Annotated in this window: 22 protein-coding genes; 15 read left to right on the plus strand and 7 right to left on the minus strand. The window is 56.6% G+C overall.

The genetic code is table 11. The annotated features are described in order from the left end of the window. Window positions 1–97: 97 nt before the first annotated feature. The gene (gene clcB, locus IMQ56_RS17070; RefSeq protein WP_196063567.1) at window positions 98–1,408 is read left to right on the plus strand and encodes a voltage-gated ClC-type chloride channel ClcB; all 1,311 of its coding nucleotides are present in this window, start codon (window positions 98–100) and stop codon (window positions 1,406–1,408) included. On the opposite strand, the gene bioD is transcribed toward clcB, so the two are convergent. From bioD to IMQ56_RS17085, 3 genes are all read right to left on the minus strand, one after another. Next, on the minus strand, window positions 1,343–2,038 hold the full coding sequence (bioD, locus tag IMQ56_RS17075) for a dethiobiotin synthase (RefSeq protein ID WP_015570628.1): 696 nt from the start codon (window positions 2,036–2,038) through the stop codon (window positions 1,343–1,345). The genes clcB and bioD overlap by 66 nt on opposite strands. Before the next feature lie 129 nt (window positions 2,039–2,167). After that, window positions 2,168–3,388, minus strand: coding sequence for a sugar metabolism global transcriptional regulator Mlc (gene mlc, locus IMQ56_RS17080; RefSeq protein ID WP_003857451.1), 1,221 nt, complete (start codon window positions 3,386–3,388; stop codon window positions 2,168–2,170). A 121-nt stretch (window positions 3,389–3,509) separates the two neighbouring features. Continuing rightward, entirely contained in the window at window positions 3,510–4,415 is a 906-nt protein-coding gene (locus IMQ56_RS17085; RefSeq protein ID WP_017694088.1) for a LysR family transcriptional regulator, read from the minus strand. 121 nt (window positions 4,416–4,536) lie between these two features. Here IMQ56_RS17085 and IMQ56_RS17090 point away from each other — a divergent pair, with 121 nt between their 5' ends. From IMQ56_RS17090 to IMQ56_RS17105, 4 genes are all read left to right on the plus strand, one after another. After that, window positions 4,537–5,790, plus strand: coding sequence for an MFS transporter (locus IMQ56_RS17090; RefSeq protein WP_017384556.1), 1,254 nt, complete (start codon window positions 4,537–4,539; stop codon window positions 5,788–5,790). A 74-nt stretch (window positions 5,791–5,864) separates the two neighbouring features. Further along, window positions 5,865–7,349: a carboxypeptidase M32 gene (locus IMQ56_RS17095; RefSeq protein ID WP_196063568.1), complete on the plus strand. Its 1,485-nt coding sequence runs from the start codon at window positions 5,865–5,867 to the stop codon at window positions 7,347–7,349. Between the two features lie 149 nt (window positions 7,350–7,498). Next, window positions 7,499–7,804, plus strand: a complete 306-nt coding sequence (gene asr, locus IMQ56_RS17100) for an acid resistance repetitive basic protein Asr (RefSeq protein WP_003857459.1) — start codon at window positions 7,499–7,501, stop codon at window positions 7,802–7,804. Window positions 7,805–8,082: 278 nt separating this feature from the next. Next, window positions 8,083–8,904 (plus strand): serine protease, encoded by an 822-nt coding sequence (locus tag IMQ56_RS17105; protein ID WP_003857461.1) that lies wholly within the window; start codon window positions 8,083–8,085, stop codon window positions 8,902–8,904. A 5-nt stretch (window positions 8,905–8,909) separates the two neighbouring features. On the opposite strand, the gene mdtI is transcribed toward IMQ56_RS17105, so the two are convergent. Together mdtI and mdtJ are read right to left on the minus strand one after the other, a co-directional pair. Next, window positions 8,910–9,239: a multidrug/spermidine efflux SMR transporter subunit MdtI gene (gene mdtI, locus IMQ56_RS17110; protein WP_003857463.1), complete on the minus strand. Its 330-nt coding sequence runs from the start codon at window positions 9,237–9,239 to the stop codon at window positions 8,910–8,912. After that, window positions 9,226–9,588, minus strand: coding sequence for a multidrug/spermidine efflux SMR transporter subunit MdtJ (gene mdtJ, locus IMQ56_RS17115; protein ID WP_017384557.1), 363 nt, complete (start codon window positions 9,586–9,588; stop codon window positions 9,226–9,228). Before mdtJ ends, mdtI begins: the two co-directional genes overlap by 14 nt. A 420-nt stretch (window positions 9,589–10,008) precedes the next feature. On the opposite strand from mdtJ, the gene IMQ56_RS17120 reads away from it, so the two are divergent. Continuing rightward, window positions 10,009–11,049, plus strand: coding sequence for an AI-2E family transporter (locus tag IMQ56_RS17120; RefSeq protein ID WP_003857467.1), 1,041 nt, complete (start codon window positions 10,009–10,011; stop codon window positions 11,047–11,049). Here the strand turns inward: IMQ56_RS17120 and IMQ56_RS17125 are convergent. Both IMQ56_RS17125 and IMQ56_RS17130 read right to left on the minus strand, forming a co-directional pair. Then, entirely contained in the window at window positions 11,046–11,993 is a 948-nt protein-coding gene (locus IMQ56_RS17125; protein WP_039270868.1) for a zinc-dependent alcohol dehydrogenase family protein, read from the minus strand. The genes IMQ56_RS17120 and IMQ56_RS17125 overlap by 4 nt on opposite strands. Continuing rightward, window positions 11,986–13,020 (minus strand): LLM class flavin-dependent oxidoreductase, encoded by a 1,035-nt coding sequence (locus IMQ56_RS17130; protein ID WP_017384559.1) that lies wholly within the window; start codon window positions 13,018–13,020, stop codon window positions 11,986–11,988. The genes IMQ56_RS17125 and IMQ56_RS17130 overlap by 8 nt, the downstream gene beginning before the upstream one ends. A gap of 207 nt (window positions 13,021–13,227) precedes the next feature. On the opposite strand from IMQ56_RS17130, the gene yajD reads away from it, so the two are divergent. The 9 genes from yajD to pqqF all read left to right on the plus strand — a co-directional run bounded on the left by yajD (window position 13,228) and on the right by pqqF (window position 21,858). Continuing rightward, window positions 13,228–13,575, plus strand: coding sequence for an HNH nuclease YajD (yajD, locus tag IMQ56_RS17135; protein ID WP_006808895.1), 348 nt, complete (start codon window positions 13,228–13,230; stop codon window positions 13,573–13,575). A 260-nt stretch (window positions 13,576–13,835) separates the two neighbouring features. After that, window positions 13,836–15,101 carry a Y-family DNA polymerase gene (locus IMQ56_RS17140; protein ID WP_023303648.1) on the plus strand — a complete coding sequence of 422 codons (1,266 nt, stop codon included), beginning with the start codon at window positions 13,836–13,838 and terminating at the stop codon, window positions 15,099–15,101. Window positions 15,102–15,205: 104 nt separating this feature from the next. Continuing rightward, on the plus strand, window positions 15,206–16,225 hold the full coding sequence (locus tag IMQ56_RS17145; RefSeq protein ID WP_032653397.1) for a dipeptidase: 1,020 nt from the start codon (window positions 15,206–15,208) through the stop codon (window positions 16,223–16,225). Window positions 16,226–16,363: 138 nt separating this feature from the next. Further along, on the plus strand, window positions 16,364–16,435 hold the full coding sequence (pqqA, locus tag IMQ56_RS17150; RefSeq protein WP_002905689.1) for a pyrroloquinoline quinone precursor peptide PqqA: 72 nt from the start codon (window positions 16,364–16,366) through the stop codon (window positions 16,433–16,435). 55 nt (window positions 16,436–16,490) lie between these two features. Continuing rightward, window positions 16,491–17,408 (plus strand): pyrroloquinoline quinone biosynthesis protein PqqB, encoded by a 918-nt coding sequence (gene pqqB / locus IMQ56_RS17155; RefSeq protein WP_017384563.1) that lies wholly within the window; start codon window positions 16,491–16,493, stop codon window positions 17,406–17,408. A gap of 2 nt (window positions 17,409–17,410) precedes the next feature. After that, window positions 17,411–18,166, plus strand: a complete 756-nt coding sequence (gene pqqC / locus IMQ56_RS17160) for a pyrroloquinoline-quinone synthase PqqC (protein ID WP_003857506.1) — start codon at window positions 17,411–17,413, stop codon at window positions 18,164–18,166. A gap of 2 nt (window positions 18,167–18,168) precedes the next feature. Beyond that, window positions 18,169–18,447: a pyrroloquinoline quinone biosynthesis peptide chaperone PqqD gene (pqqD, locus tag IMQ56_RS17165; protein ID WP_003857508.1), complete on the plus strand. Its 279-nt coding sequence runs from the start codon at window positions 18,169–18,171 to the stop codon at window positions 18,445–18,447. Next, window positions 18,434–19,576 carry a pyrroloquinoline quinone biosynthesis protein PqqE gene (gene pqqE, locus IMQ56_RS17170; protein WP_023296519.1) on the plus strand — a complete coding sequence of 381 codons (1,143 nt, stop codon included), beginning with the start codon at window positions 18,434–18,436 and terminating at the stop codon, window positions 19,574–19,576. The genes pqqD and pqqE overlap by 14 nt, the downstream gene beginning before the upstream one ends. 5 nt (window positions 19,577–19,581) lie before the next feature. Next, complete coding sequence (pqqF, locus tag IMQ56_RS17175; protein WP_103269719.1) at window positions 19,582–21,858, plus strand: pyrroloquinoline quinone biosynthesis protein PqqF; 2,277 nt, start codon at window positions 19,582–19,584, stop codon at window positions 21,856–21,858. Window positions 21,859–21,934 lie beyond the last annotated feature (76 nt).

The raw sequence follows: 21,934 nt of genomic DNA on the forward strand, positions 1-21,934 counted from the left end.
GCCGGGTACTGCCCGGCCTTTTTCCGCACGCATACCTTTTGCTAACCTCCCGATTTACCGCCACAATATTGTATCGTCCCCGTTAAATCACGACTTCATGCAACGTCTTCACGCTTACCCCGACATCCGCGCGATGTTTCGTCGTCTCCTGATTGCTACCGTCACCGGCGTGCTGGCGGCGCTGGCCGTTGCGGTGTTCCGCCACAGCATGTATCTGCTGGAGTGGCTATTTCTCAGCAACGAAAGCGGAAGTCTGGTGAACGCCGCAGCCGCGTTATCACCCTGGCGGCGGGCGCTGACGCCTGCGCTGGGTGGTCTGGCCGCGGGAATGCTACTGTGGGGATGGCAGCGCATGACGGCACAACGTCCCCACGCCCCCACCGATTATATGGAAGCGCTTGAGACGGGTGACGGCCAGTTTGATTACTGCGCCAGCCTGGTGAAATCCCTCGCGTCGTTGCTGGTGGTCGCCAGCGGCAGCGCCATCGGCCGTGAAGGCGCCATGATCCTGCTTGCTGCCCTCGCCGCCTCCTTTTTTGCACAACGTTGTACGCCGAAATCCGAATGGAAACTGTGGATCGCCTGCGGTGCCGCCGCCGGGATGGCCAGCGCCTATCATGCGCCGCTGGCGGGCAGCCTGTTTATCGCAGAGATCCTGTTTGGCACGCTGATGCTGGCCTCCCTCGGCCCGGTGGTGATTGCTGCTGTAGTGGCCCTGCTGACCACGCGCCTGTTAAGTCCCGGCGCGAATACGCTATATGATGTCCATCTCAGCGAGATGCTTACAGCGGTGGATTATTTCCTGATCGTTGGCGTGGGTCTGCTGGCTGGCGTTTGCGGCCCGCTGCTGATGTGGCTGATGGCGGCCAGCCACAGGCTGTTTCTGCGTCTCAAACTTTCACCGCCGTGGCAGCTGGCGCTGGGTGGTCTGATCGTCGGGCTGCTGTCGCTGCTAACGCCGAAGGTATGGGGGAATGGCTATAGCGTGGTTCAGGCGTTTTTGCAGTCACCGCCGCTGCTGTCGGTGATTGCTGGCGTCTTTATTTGCAAGCTGCTGGCGGTGCTGGCAAGCAGCGGGTCCGGCGCGCCGGGAGGCGTGTTCACGCCAACCTTGTTTGTCGGTATGGCAACGGGAATGCTGTTTGCGCAGATCTTTGCGCTGTGGTTTCCTGGCTCTGAGACGGCGATCCTGCTCGGACTGGCGGGTATGGCGACGCTGCTCTCCGCCACAACGCATGCGCCAATCATGTCGGCCTTGATGGTATGTGAGATGACCGGGCAGTATTTTTTACTTCCCGGTTTGCTGGTTGCCTGTGTTGTGGCGTCGGTATTGTCGAGAACGCTACGCCACGACTCGATCTACGGCCAGCATACCGCCGAAAGCCGAGAGATCGATGTAGTGCGCTAATTCGCGCTGCTCGGCGCGGGGCAGATAAGGCAGTTCGCCCACCAGCGGGCCAGGCAGCTTTTTGCTCAGCACATCGATGATTTCAGCGTAGTGCGCAAGGCCCGGGTTAATACGGTTCGCCACCCAACCAATCAGCGGCAGGCCGTCATTAGCGATAGCCTGCGCCGTCAGCAAGGCATGGTTGATGCACCCTTCCTGAATGCCCACGACCATAATCACCGGCAACTGCTCCTGCACCACCCATTCGGAAAGGGGACGTAAATCGTTCATCAGGCTGCGCCAGCCGCCGGTCCCTTCAACGACAACGTGGTCAACCTTTTCACTCAGATTTGCCAGGCCATCAGAAAGCAGGCTGTAGTTGATAAGCCCACTGTGAGCGACGCTGCTTTCCTCTTCGCTTAAGGCGATAGGATTAACGGCATCATAAGGCAGTTCCAGAGACGAGACGCTTTGCAGAACCAGGGCATCCTTATTGCGCAGCCCTTCTGGCGTCTCTTTACTGCCTTTTGCAACCGGCTTGTATCCTGCAACGCGTTTACCGCTTGCCGCCAGGGCCTGAAGTAACGCGCGGGATACGACTGTCTTCCCGACAGACGTATCCGTACCAGTAATAAAGAAACGCTTAAGCATGACTCATTCCACCTCTTGGGTATGCTTCAAAATATAAACCAGGTAAATAATTCAGTGGGGAAAGTCTACGGGATGCGTGCGCTACCGGGCTTGAGATAGCGCAATTTTTCGTACATCTCTGGAAAAGAGTTAGCCCTGTAGCAAACGAATCAGTAACGAGCCGTTGTACATCGCATCTTTTACCAGCGCGGCGCCGGCCATCGTACCCTGGTTGGAAAATTGCGTACTTTCGACCACGATGTTTTTACTGTACGCGGGAAGCGCCTGCTGATTGATGCAGGCGGAAATCGCCGGAAAGAGGATATCCGCCGCCTGGCTGAGCGGGGAGCCGATCAGTATTTTTTGCGGGTTAAACAGGTTCACCATAATGGCCAGAATGCGCCCGACATTATTGCCCACGCCGGTAATAATGTCCTTCGCCAGCAGATCGCCCTGCCTTGCCGCAGCGCACAGTGCCTCGACGCTTAACGGTTGACCGTGCAGCGTGGAGCTCATCGACTGGCTGAGCCGCACCTGCGCCAGCTCCAGCACGCTTTCGACGCTGGCAATCGTCTCCAGACAGCCATGGTTACCGCAGTAGCAGCGTTTTCCGTACGGATCGACCTGCGTATGGCCGATCTCCACCAGGCTACTGCTGCCAGCATGCAACAGACGCCCGTCGGTGATCACACCTGCGCCAACGTTATGATCAATCACCACCTGAATTACGTCGCGCGCGCCCCGGGAGGCACCAAACAATGCCTCCGCCATCGTCCAGGCGCTGATATCATGCTGAATGTAGACCGGCACACCGGTGTGGTTTTCCAGCACGTCGCCCAGCGGCATCTCTTTGACGTTTTCATAAAACGGCATGCGGTGCACAATGCCATTTTCGGTATCAATAATTCCCGGCAGGGTGATCGCAATCGCCGTTAAACGTTCAAGACGCTGCTGGTGACGAATAAAGAACTGGTCGATGTGGGTCAGAATGGCATCGAGAAGTGGTTGCTCTGCATTAAGCGGGAGTTCCAGCCGGTCCTCCACCACCAGCTTGCTGCTGAGGTCGCGCAGCGCGAGGAAGATTTCCCCGCGGCTAATCCGCAGCGACAGGTAGTGCCAGGCTTCCGTTTCCACCACCAGCCCTACCGCCGGACGGCCACGGCTGCCCGGCTCCTGAATTTCTGTTTCCTGAACCAGATGGGCTTCCAGCATTTCGCGGACAATCTTGGTAATACTGGCGGGTGCCAGTTGTGCCAGGCGCGAAAGATCGATACGCGAAACCGGACCAAGCTGATCAATCAGGCGATAAACGGCACCCGCGTTGGTCTGCTTGATCTGATCGATATGCCCTGGCTGACTATCAGCAACCACCTCGTACTCCCTTATTTTCGAGCTTCGAAATAAACTGAGGGCTATGGTGAAGCACTTCAATGGCTGACGTCAAATTTTTACTTAGCCATGTGATTTACTGCACATTTTCGCCCACTTTTCCCTATAAATAATGCCCGCGAGAAGCGGTAATTAATTGTTCTTTGAAACGCTGTGCCGCATGGCTCTGTTCATGATGTTTAGACCACACCAGCCACATCTCTGATACTGCATCCTGCTCGGCTATCTTCACCCAGCGCATTTCCGCCAGTTGTACCCGTTTAAATGAGGCCGGGAGAATCGACACGCCAAGCCCTGCGGCAACGAGACCAATGATCGTCATGGCTTCCCCCACCTCCTGCGCGATAGTCGGGACAAGGCCATATCGCCGCATCAGACCAAGAATATCGTCATACAACCCGGTACCCACCTGTGGGTCAAAAAAGACAAACGGCTCTTTCGCCAGTTCAGCCAGCGTGACGCTGTGCTGCGCGGCGAGCGGATGATCCCGGGGGATCATCGCCATCAGCGGTTCGCGGAGGATCACCTGCCACGCCAGGGTATCAGGCAACTGCGTGTTACGCATCAGCCCCAGGTCGAGCGATCCTTCGTTAAGCGGCGATATCTGCTCCCGGGTATTTATTTCGCGCGTCTGAATATGCACATCCGGAAAGTTACGGCGAAACGAGGATAGCGTTTGTGAAACAGCGCTGATAAAGGGGGCCGATGAGGTAAACCCGATGCGCAGCTCCCCCGTCTCCCCAAGATAAAGCCGTTCCGCTCTGGCGGCGGCGTCCTCCACCATACTCAGGATCTGCCGGCTATCGGCGAGAAACTGTTTTCCCGCCGCCGTCAGGCTCACGCTGCGGTTGGTTCGCGCCAGCAGACGCGCCCCGACCTGCTGCTCCAGGATCTGGATCTGCTGGCTTAGCGGTGGCTGAGAGATATTCAGCCTTGCCGCCGCACGACCAAAATGCAGCTCTTCGGCGACGGCGACAAAATAGCGCAGATGGCGCAGCTCGATATTCATATTTTTAAAGTATCATTTGAGATTATTAATATATTAGACAGAATATTTACATTTTCCTACCCTAATCTTGTGGTCATACCCGTCACCAGAAACCACGGGGATGTTTAAGCAAGGATTATGTGTGAGCCGTACAACGACCGTTGATATCGCGCCGGCCAGCGACATTGATGATTTACCCGCAGCACCGCAGCCGGTTCAGTTTATTAAACGTGGTACCCCCCAGTTTATGCGCGTCACGCTGGCGCTCTTCTCAGCGGGTCTCGCCACTTTTGCCCTGCTCTACTGCGTTCAGCCGATCCTGCCGGTCCTGTCGCATGAATTTGGCGTGTCGCCAGCCAGCAGCAGTATTTCGCTCTCCATTTCAACCGGGATGCTGGCGATCGGTCTGCTGTTCACCGGGCCACTTTCGGATGCCATCGGACGTAAGCAGGTCATGGTAACGGCGTTAATGCTGGCCTCCGTGTGTACCTTGCTGTCCACCATGATGACCAGCTGGCACGGCATTCTGGTCATGCGCGCGCTGATTGGGTTATCCCTCAGCGGCGTGGCGGCGGTCGGGATGACCTATCTCAGCGAGGAGATCCACCCGAGCTTCGTGGCCTTCTCCATGGGGCTATACATTAGCGGGAACTCTATCGGCGGGATGAGCGGACGCCTGCTCAGCGGTGTGTTTACTGATTTCTTTAACTGGCGCATTGCGCTGGCCGTTATCGGCTGCTTCGCCCTCGCTTCGGCGCTGATGTTCTGGAAAATCCTGCCGGAATCGCGCCATTTCCGCCCGACCTCCCTGCGTCCGAAAACGTTATTTATCAACTTTCGTCTGCACTGGCGCGATCAAGGGCTGCCCCGTTTGTTCCTGACCGGTTTCCTGCTGATGGGCTCGTTCGTGACGCTGTTTAATTACATCGGCTATCGTCTGATGCTTTCACCGTGGCATCTTAGTCAGGCATTGGTGGGTTTGCTCTCTGTGGCATATCTCACCGGGACATGGAGTTCGCCAAAAGCGGGCGCCATGACCGCGCGCTTCGGTCGTGGTCCGGTGATGCTGGTTTCCACCGCCGTGATGCTGTTCGGACTGCTGATGACGCTTTTCTCTTCCCTGTGGCTGATTTTTGCCGGAATGCTGCTCTTCTCTGCGGGCTTCTTTGCCGCGCATTCCGTTGCCAGCAGCTGGATTGGCCCACGCGCGCGCCGCGCTAAAGGTCAGGCTTCGTCACTGTATCTGTTCAGTTACTATCTTGGTTCCAGCATAGCCGGTACGCTCGGCGGGGTGTTCTGGCATAACTACGGCTGGAACGGCGTGGGCGGATTTATCGCGCTGATGTTGTGCGCGGCACTGCTGGTGGGCGCGAGCCTGCATAAACGACTGCATTAACATTCAGCCCTCTTCGTGTTTAAATCGAGCCGATGCTAATTTTTGTCATCGGCTGATTCAGACACGAGGACTTCATGAAAAACAATAACTATCAACAACTCACCCGCACCTTCCAGCGCCTCTCCCGCTTCTCGCACCTCTCCTCCATCGCCAGCTGGGACATGTTCACCATGATGCCGCCAGGCGGCAGCGCCGCGCGCGGTGAAGCGCTGGCGGAGATGAGCGTCCTGCAACATCAGATCCTGACCGATAAAAAAGTGGGTGAATGGCTGGCGGCGGCGGCAGACGAAGATCTGAATGACGTTGAGCAAGCCAACCTGCGTGAAATGACACGCCACTACCAGCAGGCCACTTTACTGCCGGAATCGCTGGTGGAGGCCAAATCGCTGGCGGGCAGCAGGTGTGAACACGCGTGGCGCACTCAGCGTCCGGCCAACGACTGGCAGGGCTTTTCAGCCAACCTGAAAGAGGTGGTGAAACTCAGTCGTGAAGAAGCCCGCCTGCGCGCTGAGGCTAAAGGCTGCACGCCTTACGACGCGCTGCTGGATATCTTTGAACCCGACATGACCAGCGCTCGCCTGGATGTGCTGTTCGGCGATCTGAAGTCCTGGCTGCCGGAGCTGCTGGCAAAGGTTGTGGAAAAACAGGCTCAACGATCGTTCGTTCCGCCACAGGGTCCCTTCCCGACCGCCACGCAGCGCGAGCTGGGCCTGGAAGCGATGAAAATGCTTGGCTTCGATTTTAACGGCGGTCGTCTGGACGTTAGCGCCCACCCGTTCTGCGGCGGCGTGCCGGAAGATGTGCGTATCACCACGCGTTACGATGAAGATGAACTGCTCAGCGCGCTTTTCGGCGTGATCCACGAAACCGGACATGCCCGCTACGAGCAAAACCTTCCGCGAGCGTGGGCCGGCCAGCCCGTTGCGCTGGCGCGCTCTACGGCGATCCATGAATCCCAGAGCTTGTTCTTTGAAATGCAGCTGGGCCGCAGCGACGCTTTCCTGAAGCATCTGCTTCCGGCGGTTCATGCCCGTTTCGGTAGCCAGGCGGCATTCAGCGAAGAGAATTTTATTGCCTGGAACCAGCGCGTGAAGCCGGGCTACATCCGCGTTGATGCGGATGAAGTGAGCTATCCGGCGCATGTGGTGCTGCGCTATGAGATCGAGCGCGCGCTAATCAATGGCGAAATTGAAGTCGATGATATTCCCGCGTTATGGGATGAGAAAATGCAGGCCTGGCTTGGGTTATCCACCAAAGATAACTACCGCAACGGCTGTATGCAGGATATCCACTGGACCGACGGCGGTTTTGGCTACTTCCCGTCTTACACGCTGGGGGCAATGTATGCGGCACAGCTGTTCCATACCGCCAAAACTGCGCTGCCCGGGTTGCAGGCATCCATTGCCGGGGGCGATTTCTCGGCGCTGTTTGACTGGCTGCGTCAGAATATCTGGCAGCACGGCAGCCGTTTCAGCACGTCGCAGCTCATCACCCAGGCCACGGGTGAAGATCTGAATATCCGCTACTTCCGCGAACACCTGACGTCCCGCTACCTGTAACCGAACGCGCCGGGGGTCCACCCTGGCGTTGTACATATGGTTACACGCCGATACCAATCACTCACGGAAACCCCGAATTTACAGGGATATAGTTATTTCAACGGCCCCGCAGTGGGGTTAAATGAGAAACCAAATTCGAGGGTATGAAAATGAAAAAAGTATTAGCTCTGGTTGTTGCCGCTGCTATGGGTCTGTCTTCCGCTGCATTCGCGGCTGAAACTACCGCCACCGCAGCGCCTGCGGCATCCACCGCTGCTCCGGCCAAAACGGTTCACCATAAAAAACATCACAAAGCGGCTAAACCAGCGGCAGAACAGAAAGCGCAGGCCGCGAAAAAGCACCATAAAAAAGCGGCAAAACCTGCGGTAGAGCAGAAAGCCCAGGCGGCTAAAAAGCATCACAAAAAAGCAGCAAAACACGAAGCGGCTAAACCTGCTGCACAGCCAGCAGCGTAAGAGTGCAAGCTTAACCGTGCCCTTCGGGGCACGTTGGTAAACCGGCGCTGAACGGGTTTGCGGTCAGCGCCGTTTTTTTATCCGGAGGGCGTATGCTGCGGCGCTATCGGTTTGAGTTCATTCTTATCCTGCTAATTTTATGCGCGCTCATCGCCAGCCACTTTTATCTTTCCTGAATGTAGCACGCTGATTTTACTCCCACTTTCTCGCCGTCGCGTCTATAGTATTTTCATAGGGTTCACTTTTAATAATCATAATTACCCCCACCAGAGTGTGATATGCGTAAATCTGTTGTGTTGTTACTGGGAACGTTTAGCCTTTTTGCTGGCTTTTCACATGCGGATGATGGCGACGATGACGCCATTAGCGCCAAAGAGGTAAAGACGCTGTTTTTTGGTCATGACGATCGTACGCGTGTCACCGATCCTACCGAATCGCCCTGGGATGCCATCGGGCAACTGGAAACCGCCAGCGGCAATTTATGTACCGCGACCCTCATTACGCCACGCCTTGCGCTGACGGCGGGTCATTGCCTGTTAATGCCGCCTGAAGGCAAACCGGATAAAGCGATCGCCCTGCGCTTTGTGTCGCAAAAAGGAATATGGCGCTACGAAATTCACGGTATTGAGGGGCGGGTGGATCCGTCGCTTGGCAAACGCCTGAAACCGGATGGCGATGGCTGGATTGTGCCGCCCGGGGCGGCCTCCTGGGATTTCGGGCTGATCGTTTTACGTTATCCGCCGTCCGGGATCACCCCGCTGCCGCTCTTTGATGGCGATAAAGCCGCGCTCACCGCCGCCCTGAAAGCCGCCGATCGAAAAGTGACGCAGTCAGGCTACCCTGTTGATCACCTCGATTCGCTGTACACCCATACGGACTGCGTGGTGACGGGCTGGGCGCAAAACAGCGTACTGTCGCATCAGTGCGATACGCTACCGGGTGATAGCGGATCGCCCCTGATGTTAAAAACCGATAACGGCTGGCAGCTGATTGGCGTTCAGAGTTCTGCGCCAGCGGCGAAAGACCGCTGGCGCGCCGATAACCGGGCGTTGTCGGTGACCGGTTTTCGCGACCGGCTGGAAGCCCTGGCGCAGCAGTAGGTCACTCAGGCCAGTTTAATCATGATCATACCGGCGAGCAGTAATACCAGCCCTATCCAGCCTTTATTGTTTAAACGCTGCCCGAACATAATCCAGCCTGCCGCCAGGGTGGCGGCAATACCGAAGCCCCCCCACAGCGCATAGGCCACGGACAGATCGATGCCTTTCACCGCCTGTGACAGGGCGCTAAACGCCCCCAGAACCGCGGCAATCGATAACAGGCCGTAGGCTTTACGACGAAAACCGTCGGAGAACTTCAGAAAGACGTTGGCAATAATTTCCAGAACGATGGCGAAAGCCAGCCAGGCCGCGTGGATCCATTCAAACTGCTGCATGGGTCTGCTCCTTCTGCTGTTTTGCCGGTTTGCGTGTACCCGATTTAATCAGCACGATACCTGCGACCAGGGTCGTCAGCCCGGCAATTTTCATTGTCGTCAGGGTTTCATCAAATAACATGACGCTAAACAGCGTAATCAATAAAATACCAATACCTTCCCACAATGCGTATGCCACGCCCAGCGCGATTTTTTTAACCGCAAAAGAGAGGAAAATATAGGAAAGCGTAATCATGACCAGCATCAAAATAAAACCGGTGCTGCCCTCACTCACGCTTGCCCATTTCATCGACAAGGTGCCGGTAATTTCAGCGACGATCGCCAGAGCTAATAAAATCCAGTAAAACATGTTTTTCTCCTGCTTGAGAATATAATCCATCGAGGCTCGCTGCGGACAGCAAACCAAAAAATTGGGAATTAAATCAGTTAGCTAAGCGCATAGCGCCAGCTCAGGCAGAAGACGTGACTATAGCGCGGAACGCCAGTGTTGCTCACCAGAAAGCAGGCAGAGGGAGGTTGAAAACAGAGCAGAGTTGTTTGAAAAATACGTCCTGAACAAATTGTCCATAAAATTACAATTATCCGCGGTGTTGCTTCTCGTCTTTGCGGATGAAAATTGTCCTCGGTAGTTGAACACGCCTGATTTGTATCATAAGCCAGGAATTTACTCAAAGCCTTTTCATTTCTTTACCCAGTCTGTTTGATTTTGGTTAGTTTTTTTAATCCGCTTTCCCCTCTATTATAAATAAAAAACTGTTCAGGAACGTCCATGGCCAAACCTATTATCACCCTCAACGGGCTTAAGATCGTCATCATGCTGGGCATGCTGGTGATCATTCTGACCGGCGTTCGTTTTGCGGCCGATATCATCGTGCCTTTTATCCTGGCGCTTTTTATCGCGGTGATCCTCAATCCGCTAGTGCAGCGAATGGTGCGGCTACGCATCCCGCGTGTGCTGGCGATAAGCCTGCTTATCAGTATTATTATCGTTGCGATGGTGCTGTTAGTCGCCTATCTGGGAACCTCCCTGAACGAGCTGGCGCGGACGCTACCGACATACCGCTCTTCCCTGGCGACCCCGCTGCTGCAAATTGAACCCTGGCTGCAACGCGCGGGTATCGAAGTCTCGGTTGAGGAACTGCTTAAATATATCGATCCGAATGCCGCCATGACGATTGTCACCAGCCTGCTGGCACAACTCTCCAACGCCATGACCTCGATTTTCCTGCTGTTCCTGACGGTTGTGTTTATGCTGCTGGAAGTTCCACAGCTGCCTGCAAAGCTCCAGCACATCATGGTGCGTCCGGTAGAGGGAATGGGCGCCATTCAGCGCGCGCTCGACAGCGTTTCACGCTATCTGGTGCTGAAAACGGCCATCAGCCTGGTGACGGGATTAGTGGTCTGGGGGATGCTCGCCGCGCTGGATGTGCGTTTTGCCTTTGTCTGGGGGCTGCTGGCCTTTGCGCTCAACTATATTCCTAACATCGGCTCCGTGCTGGCGGCGATCCCCCCTATCCTTCAGGTGCTGGTTTTCAGCGGTTTGTATGATGCCCTGATTCTGCTGGCAGGCTATCTGGTGATTAACCTTGTCTTCGGGAACATTCTCGAACCACGGATAATGGGACGCGGGCTGGGGCTTTCAACCCTTGTTGTGTTCCTGTCCCTGATTTTCTGGGGCTGGCTGCTCGGGCCTGTCGGCATGCTGCTCTCCGTTCCGCTGACAATTATTGTCAAAATTGGCCTGGAGCAGACCGCCGGTGGACAAAGTATCGCTGTACTGCTGAGCGACATGAGCCATAAGGCCGATTAATTGTCCATCGACAGCATGGGCTTACCCGTTCTTCCCGCTTCGCGATAGTTGCCCACTGCCCGCTGCCATTCCGACAGCGGGTAGAGGGTGACATCGCTGCACTGGCTGGCGCGCAGTTTAGGCCAGATGCGCCGAAACTCCGCCTGCCACGCCTCAGCGCTCAGCGCGTCCAGATAGTTACGAATGTGAAACCACGCCACGCGCGGCAACGGCCGCTGCTGCCGGAAGGTCTGCCCGGAGAGTAGCCCGTAGCAGACAAAGGTGCCGGTTTCGGGCATCACGCTCAGGATCGTCTCCGCCAGACTGCCGCCCGTGGCGTCGTACACCACCTCCGCTTGCGCGGCGGCAGCGTTGACGGCGGCCGTATCATGTTGCGCAATCGGGACGATCCCCATTTCAGCCAGACGTTGAGCGTGCACGGGCGAGCGATGGATCCCGTAAACCGCCTCTGCGCCCGCCTGGCGTGCCCATTGCCCGAGCAGAACGGCGCAGTCAGAACCGGCAGCGGTGAGCAGCACCGTTTTCCCGACCGGAGGATAGCGGTCCAGCATCATCTGTGCGGCAAGCGGGTTGATATACGCCCGCGCGGCAAGTAGCGAGTCGACGTCGTCCGGGACGGGAACCGCATACGCCGCCGGGCAGTCGACATAGCGCTGCCAGGTTCCCTGCCCCCGTAACGGCAGGACCCGCTTGCCCAGCAGCGCCGGATAAGCGGCGGGCGTTTCGGTCACTATTCCGACCCCTTCATAACCGGCTATCGCAGGCAGCGGCGTGCGATGGCGATATGCTCCGGTGATGGGGATGAGATCGGAGGCGTTCACCGGGGAAAAAAGCATGCGCACACGTATCTCTCCCGGCTGTCGCGGCGACAATGGTGTAGTTTCCGCTTGCAGTACCGATTCAGGCTCACCAAACCGGCGATACCAGAGAGCCAGATTAAGCATTGCGATCGCGCCATCCCATTTCCGGTGCGACATGTTTCAGGATGGACTCGATCACATGTGCGTTGTATTCCACGCCCAGCTGATTCGGCACGGTAAGTAACAGCGTATCCGCTTCCGCGATCGCTTCATCCTTTTTCAACTGTTCAATCAGCTTGTCTGGCTCTGCGGCATAGCTGCGTCCGAAAATGGCCCGCGTTTTCTCATCCAGATAGCCCACGCTGTCGCTCTCATTGCGGCTTGAACCGAAATACATCCGGTCGCGATCGTCCATCAGGGCAAAAATACTGCGGCTGACCGAAACGCGTGGCTGACGGGTATGCCCTGCCTCAGCCCAGGCCTGTCGGTAGGCACGGATCTGTTTTGCCTGCTGAATATGGAACGGCTCGCCGGTTTCATCATCTTTCAGCGTTGAGCTTTGCAGGTTCATCCCCAGTGTTGCCGCCCATACTGCCGTTGCATTAGAGCCAGCCCCCCACCAGATACGATCGCGTAAGCCTTCTGAATGCGGCTCCAGACGCAACAATCCCGGCGGGTTTGGGAACATCGGCTGTGGGTTAGGCTTCGCAAACCCTTCACCGCGTAATACATCAAGCAGTACCTCTGTGTGGCGGCGCGCCATATCAGATTCGTTTTCCCCTTCCTGCGGCACGTAACCAAAATAACGCCAGCCATCAATCACCTGCTCCGGGGAACCCCGGCTGATACCAAGCTGTAATCGCCCGCCGGAGATGAGATCTGCCGCGCCAGCATCTTCCGCCATATACAGCGGATTTTCATACCGCATGTCGATCACGCCCGTCCCGATTTCAATGCGTTTGGTTTTCGCGCCTATTGCCGCCAGCAAGGGGAATGGCGAACTGAGCTGGCGGGCAAAGTGATGCACACGGAAATAAGCCCCGTCCGCGCCCAGCTCTTCGGCGGCGACCGCCAGATCGATGGACTGTAGCAGCGTGTCAGCCGCGGTTCGCGTGCCGGACTGGGGTGACGGCGTCCAGTGACCAAACGACAAAAATCCGATCTTTTTCATAGTGGAGTATCCTGATAAAGCATTGCGTTATCCCTACTCTACGCATTAACGGATGAGAATAAATGGTGATTATTTAACGGAATGCTTCAAATAAACTGACAGAAATACGCAAATCGCACGCTGCCTTCCCGAAGAGGAGGCATTCTCCTGACATCTCATAATGGGATATAGTGTGAACTATTCTCTTTTTAACAGGTAACATCAGCAATGGCTCTGATCCCCAAAAACTACGCACGGCTGGAAAGCGGCTACCGTGAAAAAGCGCTAAAAATCTACCCCTGGGTTTGTGGACGCTGCTCGCGTGAGTTTGTTTATTCAAATCTTCGTGAACTCACGGTTCACCATATCGACCACGATCACACCAATAACCCGGAAGATGGCAGTAACTGGGAGCTGTTGTGCCTGTTTTGTCACGATCACGAACACTCAAAGTACACCGAAGCGGATCAGTATGGCACCACCGTTGTCGCGGGTGAGGATGCGCAAAAAGACGTGGGTGTCGCCACGTTTAACCCCTTTGCCGATCTCAAGGCGATGATGAACAAGAAGAAGTAATATCGACGGCTTCACTGCCCATACCTGTCGTATGGGCACTTATATTCCTTAAACATTTCATTAAATACCCTTTCCGCCAGATTTGCCTCGCCGCCATTCTGAACATAACCCTCTCCCTCCTGCACCCGTACGACGTCACTCCTCGTTCCCCCCTTGATCTTTGCTATCAACATACAATACTGTATATAAATACAGTCTTAATTAACGGTGATCATAATGCAGTTTTTCACCCCTCCTGGCGATACCAGAGCGAGCTGACCATGTTTGCACTGTGTGATGTGAACGCTTTCTATGCTTCCTGTGAAACGGTTTTTCGCCCGGACCTGAAGGGACGACCGGTGGTCGTGTTGTCCAATAACGATGGGTGCGTCATCTCTCGCTCCGCTGAAGCCAAACCCTTTGTGAAAATGGGTGAACCGTACTTCAAACAGAAAGATCTCTTCAGGCATCATGGCGTGGTTTGTTTCAGCAGTAATTATGAACTTTACGCGGATATGTCCAACCGGGTAATGAACACGCTTGAAGAGATGTCGCCTCGTAGCGAAATATACTCAATTGATGAGATCTTTTGCGATCTTACCGGCGTGCGTAATTGTCGCGATCTTTCCGACTTTGGGCATGAAATGAGAGCGACCGTACTGCAACGCACCCATCTGACCGTCGGAGTGGGCATCGCACCCACAAAGACGCTGGCGAAACTGGCAAATCATGCGGCGAAACGCTGGCAGCGCCAGACGGGAGGCGTTGTTGATTTATCCAATGTGGATCGTCAGAGAAAGCTGATGGCGGCGCTACCCGTCGAAGACGTTTGGGGTGTAGGACGTCGCATAGCGAAGAAGCTTGAGATGATGGGGATTAAGACCGTCCTGCAACTGGCAGACACCGATATCCGGTTCATAAGAAAACATTTCAATGTCGTGCTGGAGAGAACGGTGCGTGAATTACGGGGCGAATCGTGTCTTGAACTGGAAGAGTTTGCCCCGGTAAAGCAAGAAATCGTCTGTTCGCGCTCGTTTGGCGAACGCCTCACCGAATATGACGATGTACGCCAGGCCATCTGTAGTTATGCCGCCCGGGCAGCAGAAAAACTTCGCAATGAGCATCAGCATTGCCGCTTTATCTCCGTATTTGTTAAAACCTCGCCCTTCGCGCTTAACGAGCCATATTATGGCAATAGCGCGTCGGTAAAACTGCTCACCCCAACCCAGGATAGCCGGGATATTATCGGCGCATCAGTTCGTTGTCTGGATGCGGTCTGGAAGAACGGCCATCGGTACCAGAAAGCCGGAGTGATGCTGGGAGATTTTTATAGCCAGGGCGTCGCGCAACTTAATCTGTTTGACGACAACGCACCCAGGAAAAACAGCCAAAAGTTAATGGATGTATTAGACCATCTGAATGCTGAAAATGGCCGTGGCACGCTTTACTTCGCGGGACAGGGTATACAGCAGCCGTGGCAGATGAAACGGGAAATGCTTTCACCCCGCTACACCACCCGCTTTGCGGATCTCCTCACTGTTAAGTGATATTAACAATTGCTGCTAAGTTGTAATTTTCCCCTTGCCGGACCGGACAAATCGGTTATCGTGCCAGGCAACTTTCGCAGCAATAAAAGACAGTGGGATGCGCTATGGCGATTTTTGATGGTCACAATGACCTGTTGCTTAATTTATGGCTTCACCATCGCCAGGATCCGGTAACGGCCTTCTTCTCCGGCATTGAGAAGGGACACCTCGATTATCCACGCATGCAGCAAGGCGGATTTTCCGGCGGGCTGTTCGCGCTGTTCGTGCCGCCGCAGGAGTATATCGCCCGCATGGCGCCACAATACGCCAGCGAGCCGTGGCAGCCGGTCGACATTCTCTGGCAGCAGCTGACGATCCTTAAGCAGCTTGTCGCCCACTCCGATGGCCGGGCGCGATTGTGCCTGAGCGCGGCGGATATCGAACGCTGCCGTCAGGATAAAGTGCTGGCGATGGTGGCGCATATTGAGGGCGCGGGCGGTTTTGACGGCGAGGGAGACGATCTACAGGCTTTCTATGCCGCCGGGGTGCGCAGCATTGGGCCTTTCTGGAACATTGCTAACCGTTTCGGCACCGGCGTTAACGGGGCGTTTCCCGGCAGCCCGGACAGCGGCCCAGGGCTTACCGCTGAGGGTATCGCCCTCATTAAGCACGCTAACGCCCTGAACATGCTGATTGACGTTTCGCATATGAATGAAAAAGCGTTCTGGGATACCGCTCGTCATTCCTCTTCACCGCTGGTCGCCACCCATTCCAACGCCCATACGCTGTGCCCGCAACCGCGCAATCTGACCGATCGGCAGCTGCTGGCTATCCGCGACAGCGGCGGCGTGGCAGGCGTCAATTTCGGCAACGCGTTTTTGCGCGCCGACGGTAAACGCGATAGCGATACCCCGCTGAGTACGATTGTTCGCCATATCGACTATCTTATTAACATCATGGGTGACGATCATGTCGCGCTGGGCTCCGATTTTGACGGCATTACGTTGCCTGATGACTTACACGATGTGAGTGGTTTACCGCGGCTAATCAGCGCGTTGCGTGACAGCGGCTATGATCAATTTGTGCTGAATAAGCTGCTGTGGGGCAACTGGCAAAAGGTATTGCAAAATGTTTGGCAACAATAGGTTACGTTGTAAACATTAAGTTAATTCCTTACATCTTTCGGGTTGAGCTTTGCCCTCCTGTGACGCATTATTTGATGACCATCACAAAACTGGCACAAACAATGGCGTTGGTGCTGCTTTTTTAAAGAGGAAAAAACGATGTGGAAGAAACCTGCTTTTATTGATTTACGTCTTGGCCTGGAAGTGACCCTGTACATTTCCAACCGCTAATCGCTCTGCCCGCCATCCGTGCGGGCATTTTTGTTTGACTACCTGGCCCATCTTCATGTTTATTAAAGTCCTCGGTTCCGCCGCTGGCGGTGGTTTCCCCCAGTGGAACTGTAACTGCGCAAACTGTCAGGGTTTGCGCGACGGTACCCTTCAGGCGACCCCTCGCACCCAGTCGTCGATCATCGTCAGCGATAACGGCAAAGAGTGGGTGCTGTGTAACGCCTCCCCCGATATCAGCCAGCAGATTGCCCATACGCCAGAACTGAATAAGAAAGAGGTTCTGCGCGGCACGCATATTGGCGGCATTATTCTCACCGATAGCCAGATTGACCACACCACCGGGCTGCTCAGCCTGCGCGAAGGGTGCCCGCATCAGGTATGGTGTACGCCGGAGGTGCATGAAGATCTTTCCAGCGGATTCCCGATTTTTACCATGCTCCGGCACTGGAACGGTGGCCTGATTCATCACCCGATCGCGCCGCTCACCGCCTTTAGCGTGGAAGCCTGCCCTGATTTGCAGTTTACCGCTGTCCCCATCGCCAGTAACGCACCGCCCTATTCGCCGTGGCGCGACCGCCCGCTGCCGGGGCATAACGTGGCGCTGTTTATCGAAAACCGCCGCAACGGTCAGACGCTGTTCTACGCACCAGGTCTCGGTGAACCCGATGACACCATCCTGCCGTGGCTTAAAAAAGCGGACTGTCTGCTGATTGACGGCACCGTCTGGCAGGACGATGAACTCCAGGCCACTGGCGTCGGGCGCAATACCGGCCGCGACATGGGCCATCTGGCGCTCGGCGATGAACACGGCATGATGGCGCTGCTGGCCTCGCTGCCGGCAAAGCGCAAGATTCTGATCCACATTAATAACACCAACCCGATCCTTAACGAGCAGTCGCCGCAGCGTCACGCCCTTGCGCAGCAGGGAATAGAAGTGAGCTGGGACGGGATGAACATCACGCTTCAGGACTAACTATGCACATTCGCGAAACGCTCTCACCGCAAGAGTTTGAGCACGCCCTCCGGGCGAAAGGCGCCTACTATCATATTCACCATCCGTACCATATCGCGATGCATAACGGCGAGGCCAGCCGCGAGCAGATCCAGGGCTGGGTGGCGAACAGGTTTTACTACCAGACGACGATCCCGCTGAAAGACGCGGCAATTATGGCGAACTGCCCGGATCCGCACACGCGTCGCAAATGGGTGCAGCGGATCCTCGATCACGACGGTAGCAACGGTCATGACGGCGGTATCGAAGCCTGGCTACAGCTGGGCGAAGCCGTGGGGCTCAGCCGCGAGGACTTAATCAGCGAACGCCACGTGCTGCCCGGCGTCCGTTTCGCCGTCGACGCTTACGTTAACTTCGCCCGCCGCGCCAACTGGCAGGAGGCGGCATGCAGCTCGCTCACCGAACTGTTCGCCCCGCAAATCCATCAGTCGCGTCTCGACAGCTGGCCACAGCACTACCCGTGGATCAAAGAGGAAGGCTATTTTTATTTCCGCAGCCGCCTCAGCCAGGCCAGCCGCGACGTTGAACACGGCCTGGAGCTGGCGAAGCGTTACTGCGATAGCGCGGAAAAGCAGAATCGGATGCTGGAGATCCTTCAGTTCAAACTCGATATCCTGTGGTCGATGCTCGACGCGATGACCATGGCCTACGCGCTACAGCGTCCGCCTTATCACACGGTCACCGACAAAGCGGCCTGGCACACAACCCGACTGGTATAAGCATGCAAAAAAACTCCATCGTCGCCTTTCGTCGCGGCTATCGCCTGCAATGGGAAGCCGCTCAGGACAGCCATGTCATCCTCTATCCGGAAGGCATGGCTAAACTCAATGAGACCGCGGCCGCGATCCTCGAACTGGTCGATGGCCAACGCGACGCGGCGGCCATCATTGCCATACTCAACGAACGGTTCCCGGAAGCCGGCGGCGTGGATGACGACGTCGTAGAATTCCTGCAAATCGCTTATCAACAGAAGTGGATTATTTTCCGTGAGCCAGAATAAACCCGCCGTCAATCCACCGCTGTGGCTGCTGGCGGAGCTGACCTATCGCTGTCCGCTACAGTGTCCTTATTGCTCTAACCCGCTGGACTTCGCCCGGCAGGATCAGGAGCTGACCACCGAACAGTGGATTGAGGTTTTCCGCCAGGCGCGGGCGATGGGCAGCGTGCAGATAGGTTTTTCCGGCGGCGAACCGTTGACGCGTAAAGATCTGCCGGAGCTGATCCGCGCCGCTCGCGATCTCGGTTTTTATACCAACCTGATCACCTCGGGAATTGGCCTGACGGAAAGCAAGCTCGACGCGTTCAGCGAGGCCGGTCTGGACCATATCCAGATTAGCTTTCAGGCCAGCGATGAAGTGCTCAACGCTGCGCTGGCGGGGAACAAAAAAGCCTTCCAGCAGAAGCTGGCGATGGCCAGAGCGGTCAAAGCCCGCGATTACCCGATGGTGCTGAATTTCGTCCTGCACCGGCACAATATCGATCAGATCGATAAAATCATCGAGCTGTGCATCGAACTGGACGCCGACGACGTCGAACTTGCCACCTGCCAGTTCTACGGTTGGGCGTTCCTTAATCGTCAGGGGCTTCTGCCGACGCGGGAACAGATCGCCCGCGCGGAACGCGTGGTTGCCGAATATCGGCAAAAAATGGCCGCCAGCGGCAATCTGACCAACCTGCTGTTCGTCACCCCCGATTATTACGAAGAGCGGCCAAAAGGTTGTATGGGCGGCTGGGGGTCGATTTTCCTCAGCGTGACCCCGGAAGGCACGGCGCTGCCCTGCCACAGCGCGCGCCAGCTGCCGGTGGATTTCCCGTCGGTGCTTGAGCAGAGTCTGGAATCCATCTGGTATGACTCTTTCGGCTTCAACCGCTATCGCGGGTTTGACTGGATGCCAGAGCCGTGCCGCTCCTGCGATGAAAAGGAGAAGGACTTCGGCGGCTGCCGCTGCCAGGCCTTTATGCTCACCGGGAATGCGGATAACGCCGATCCGGTGTGCAGCAAATCGCCGCATCATCATAAAATCCTCGAGGCGCGCCGCGAAGCAGCCTGTAGTGATATGAAGATCGGTCAGCTTCAGTTCCGCAACCGTACCCGTTCTCAGCTTATCTATAAAACCCGGGAACTGTAACGATAATGACCACCCGCATCGTGGAACTGGCAGGCGGTTTGCGCGCAACGCTGGTGCATCAGCCGCAGGCGACACGCGCGGCGGCGCTGGCGCGCGTGAGTGCCGGAAGCCATCACGAGCCACCGCGCTTCGCCGGTCTGGCGCATTTGCTTGAGCACCTGCTGTTCCGCGGTAGCCAGCGCTATCAGGGCGATGATCGACTCATGGCCTGGGTCCAGCGCCAGGGCGGCAGCGTCAATGCCACCACGCTGGCTCGCCACAGCGCTTTTTTCTTCGACGTTGCCGCCGATAACCTGTCCGACGGCGTCGCGCGGCTGCGGGATATGTTGCTGGCGCCGCTGCTTTCACCGCATGACATACAGCGCGAAGTGGCGGTCATTGATGCGGAAAACCGGCTCATCCAGCAACATGATTCCGCCAGGCGCGAAGCGGCGGCGCGCCACGCGATGGAAGAACCCGCGGTTTTTCGCCGTTTTCAGGTGGGTAGCAAGGAGTCTCTCGGGCAGGACCCGGTATCGCTGCAAACCGCGTTGCGCGACTTTCATCGTCGCTATTATGTAGCCGGGCACCTGCAATTGTGGCTGCAAGGGCCGCAAACGCTGGATGCGCTGGCCGAGCTTGCCCATACGTTTGCGTCAGGTTTTGCGTCAGGAGGCATGCCTGAAACCGCTCCCCCGTTGCGTCTTAGCGCTGAAGCAGATTATCAGCTGGCGGTAACGGAGCGACCCGCACTGTGGCGTTGTCCGTTAATTCGAAAAAGTGACAACGTCACTTTATTTCGGGAATTTTTACTGGACGACGCCCCCGGAAACCTGATTGCCGGGCTACGGGCGCGTGGACTGGCAGAAGAGGTAGCCCTGAACTGGCTTTATCAGGATGACGATTACGGCTGGCTGGCGCTAACGGTTGATAGCGAACGGCCCGAGGACATTGACCCGCATATTACCCACTGGCTACGGGCGCTACAGCAAACGACGGATGAGCAGCAGCGGCATTATTATCGGCTGGCACAGCAGCGTTTCAGCGCCCTGCCGACGCTGGAGCAGCTGCGCCAGCGGGCATTTGGTTTTGCGCCCGGCGCGGCGCCCGTAGGTTTTTCCGCCTTCTGTGCTGACTTACTGGCGGCGCCAGTCTCGTATCTGGCCTGCAAAAAAATGGAAACCGCTGAAATTATTGCCAGCCAGGGTTTTGCCCTGCCGCTTAGCCATTGGCGTCGCCAGCCGGTTGCAGATGATAGCCCCATCGAGTTTTCCTTCTACCCGCAGACTGCCAGGTATGCTGCGCCAGCCCCGACGTCAGAAGCTGCTCCACTGCTGCATTTGTCGGCGCAGACACAACCGCCGACGCTGATCCTGCGCAGGCCTTTTTATTCGCGCGTGGACAGGTCTCAGGGGGTGGCGATGGGCAAACAGTTACGCCCTCTTCTTGCTGAACTGCGCCATATCGACGGCAGCGGCGAGTGGCAAACGGTTGACGGTAGCTGGCAGCTCACCCTGCGGCTTCCTGACGCCATGGTGACGGCGGAACCCATCATCGGGGCGATAATCGATCGCCTCTCCCACCCCGCACCTGCTATTACGCCAGCGCCAGAAGGCATTGCCATCCGTGAGCTGCTTCAGCAATTGCCTGAACGTCTGGCATCGGACCCGCCACGGGACGGCTGGCTGGCGGCGTTAGTTGGCGGCAGCGCCGGACACGCGCACGGGTTAGCCCGGCAGCTTGGCCTGCTCCGGGTGCCGGTTAACGCTAAGCCGTTGCCGTTAAGCGGTTGTCCCGGCGGGATCGAACACATCCCGCACGCCAGCGCGGATTCGGCGCTGCTGGTGTTTATTCCCCTGCCGCCGGGCGCGTCGCTCGCCGCGCTGCGGCTGCTGGCGTTATGCTCCGAACCGCAATTTTTCCAGCGCCTGCGCGTGGAACAGCAGATTGGCTACGTGGTCAGCTGTCGTTATCAGCGTATTGCCGATCGCGATGGCCTGCTGCTGGCGTTACAGTCGCCTGACCGTTCTCCCGTGAACCTGTTGGGTTGCTGCAAACGATTTTTGCGTGAGCTGACGCCGTGCGATGAGGCAGCGTTCAGCGTGTTGCGACAGCAGCTGGCGACGCAGATCCGCTCACCGATGGATGCCAGCGCCACGGCAGTGGCCGCCCTGCGCCAGCGCTATGGTTTGCCGGTGTTAACGCCGCAGGCTATTGATGCCCTGCAACCTGACGAGATAGTCGCGCTATGGCGCGAGATGACTCGCCGTCGCCGACGCTGGCGGGTGCTTTTCACGGGCTGACCGGAACCGGCGCTTTCTTCCTGTGCGTAGTTTTTAGTCAAAAAAAAAGCCCCGTACTACGACGGGGCCGGGCTGC

Source organism: Enterobacter sp. Res13-Sevr-PEC09-46, assembly GCF_015672585.1.
GTDB classification, from domain to species: Bacteria; Pseudomonadota; Gammaproteobacteria; order Enterobacterales; family Enterobacteriaceae; genus Enterobacter; species Enterobacter hormaechei_C.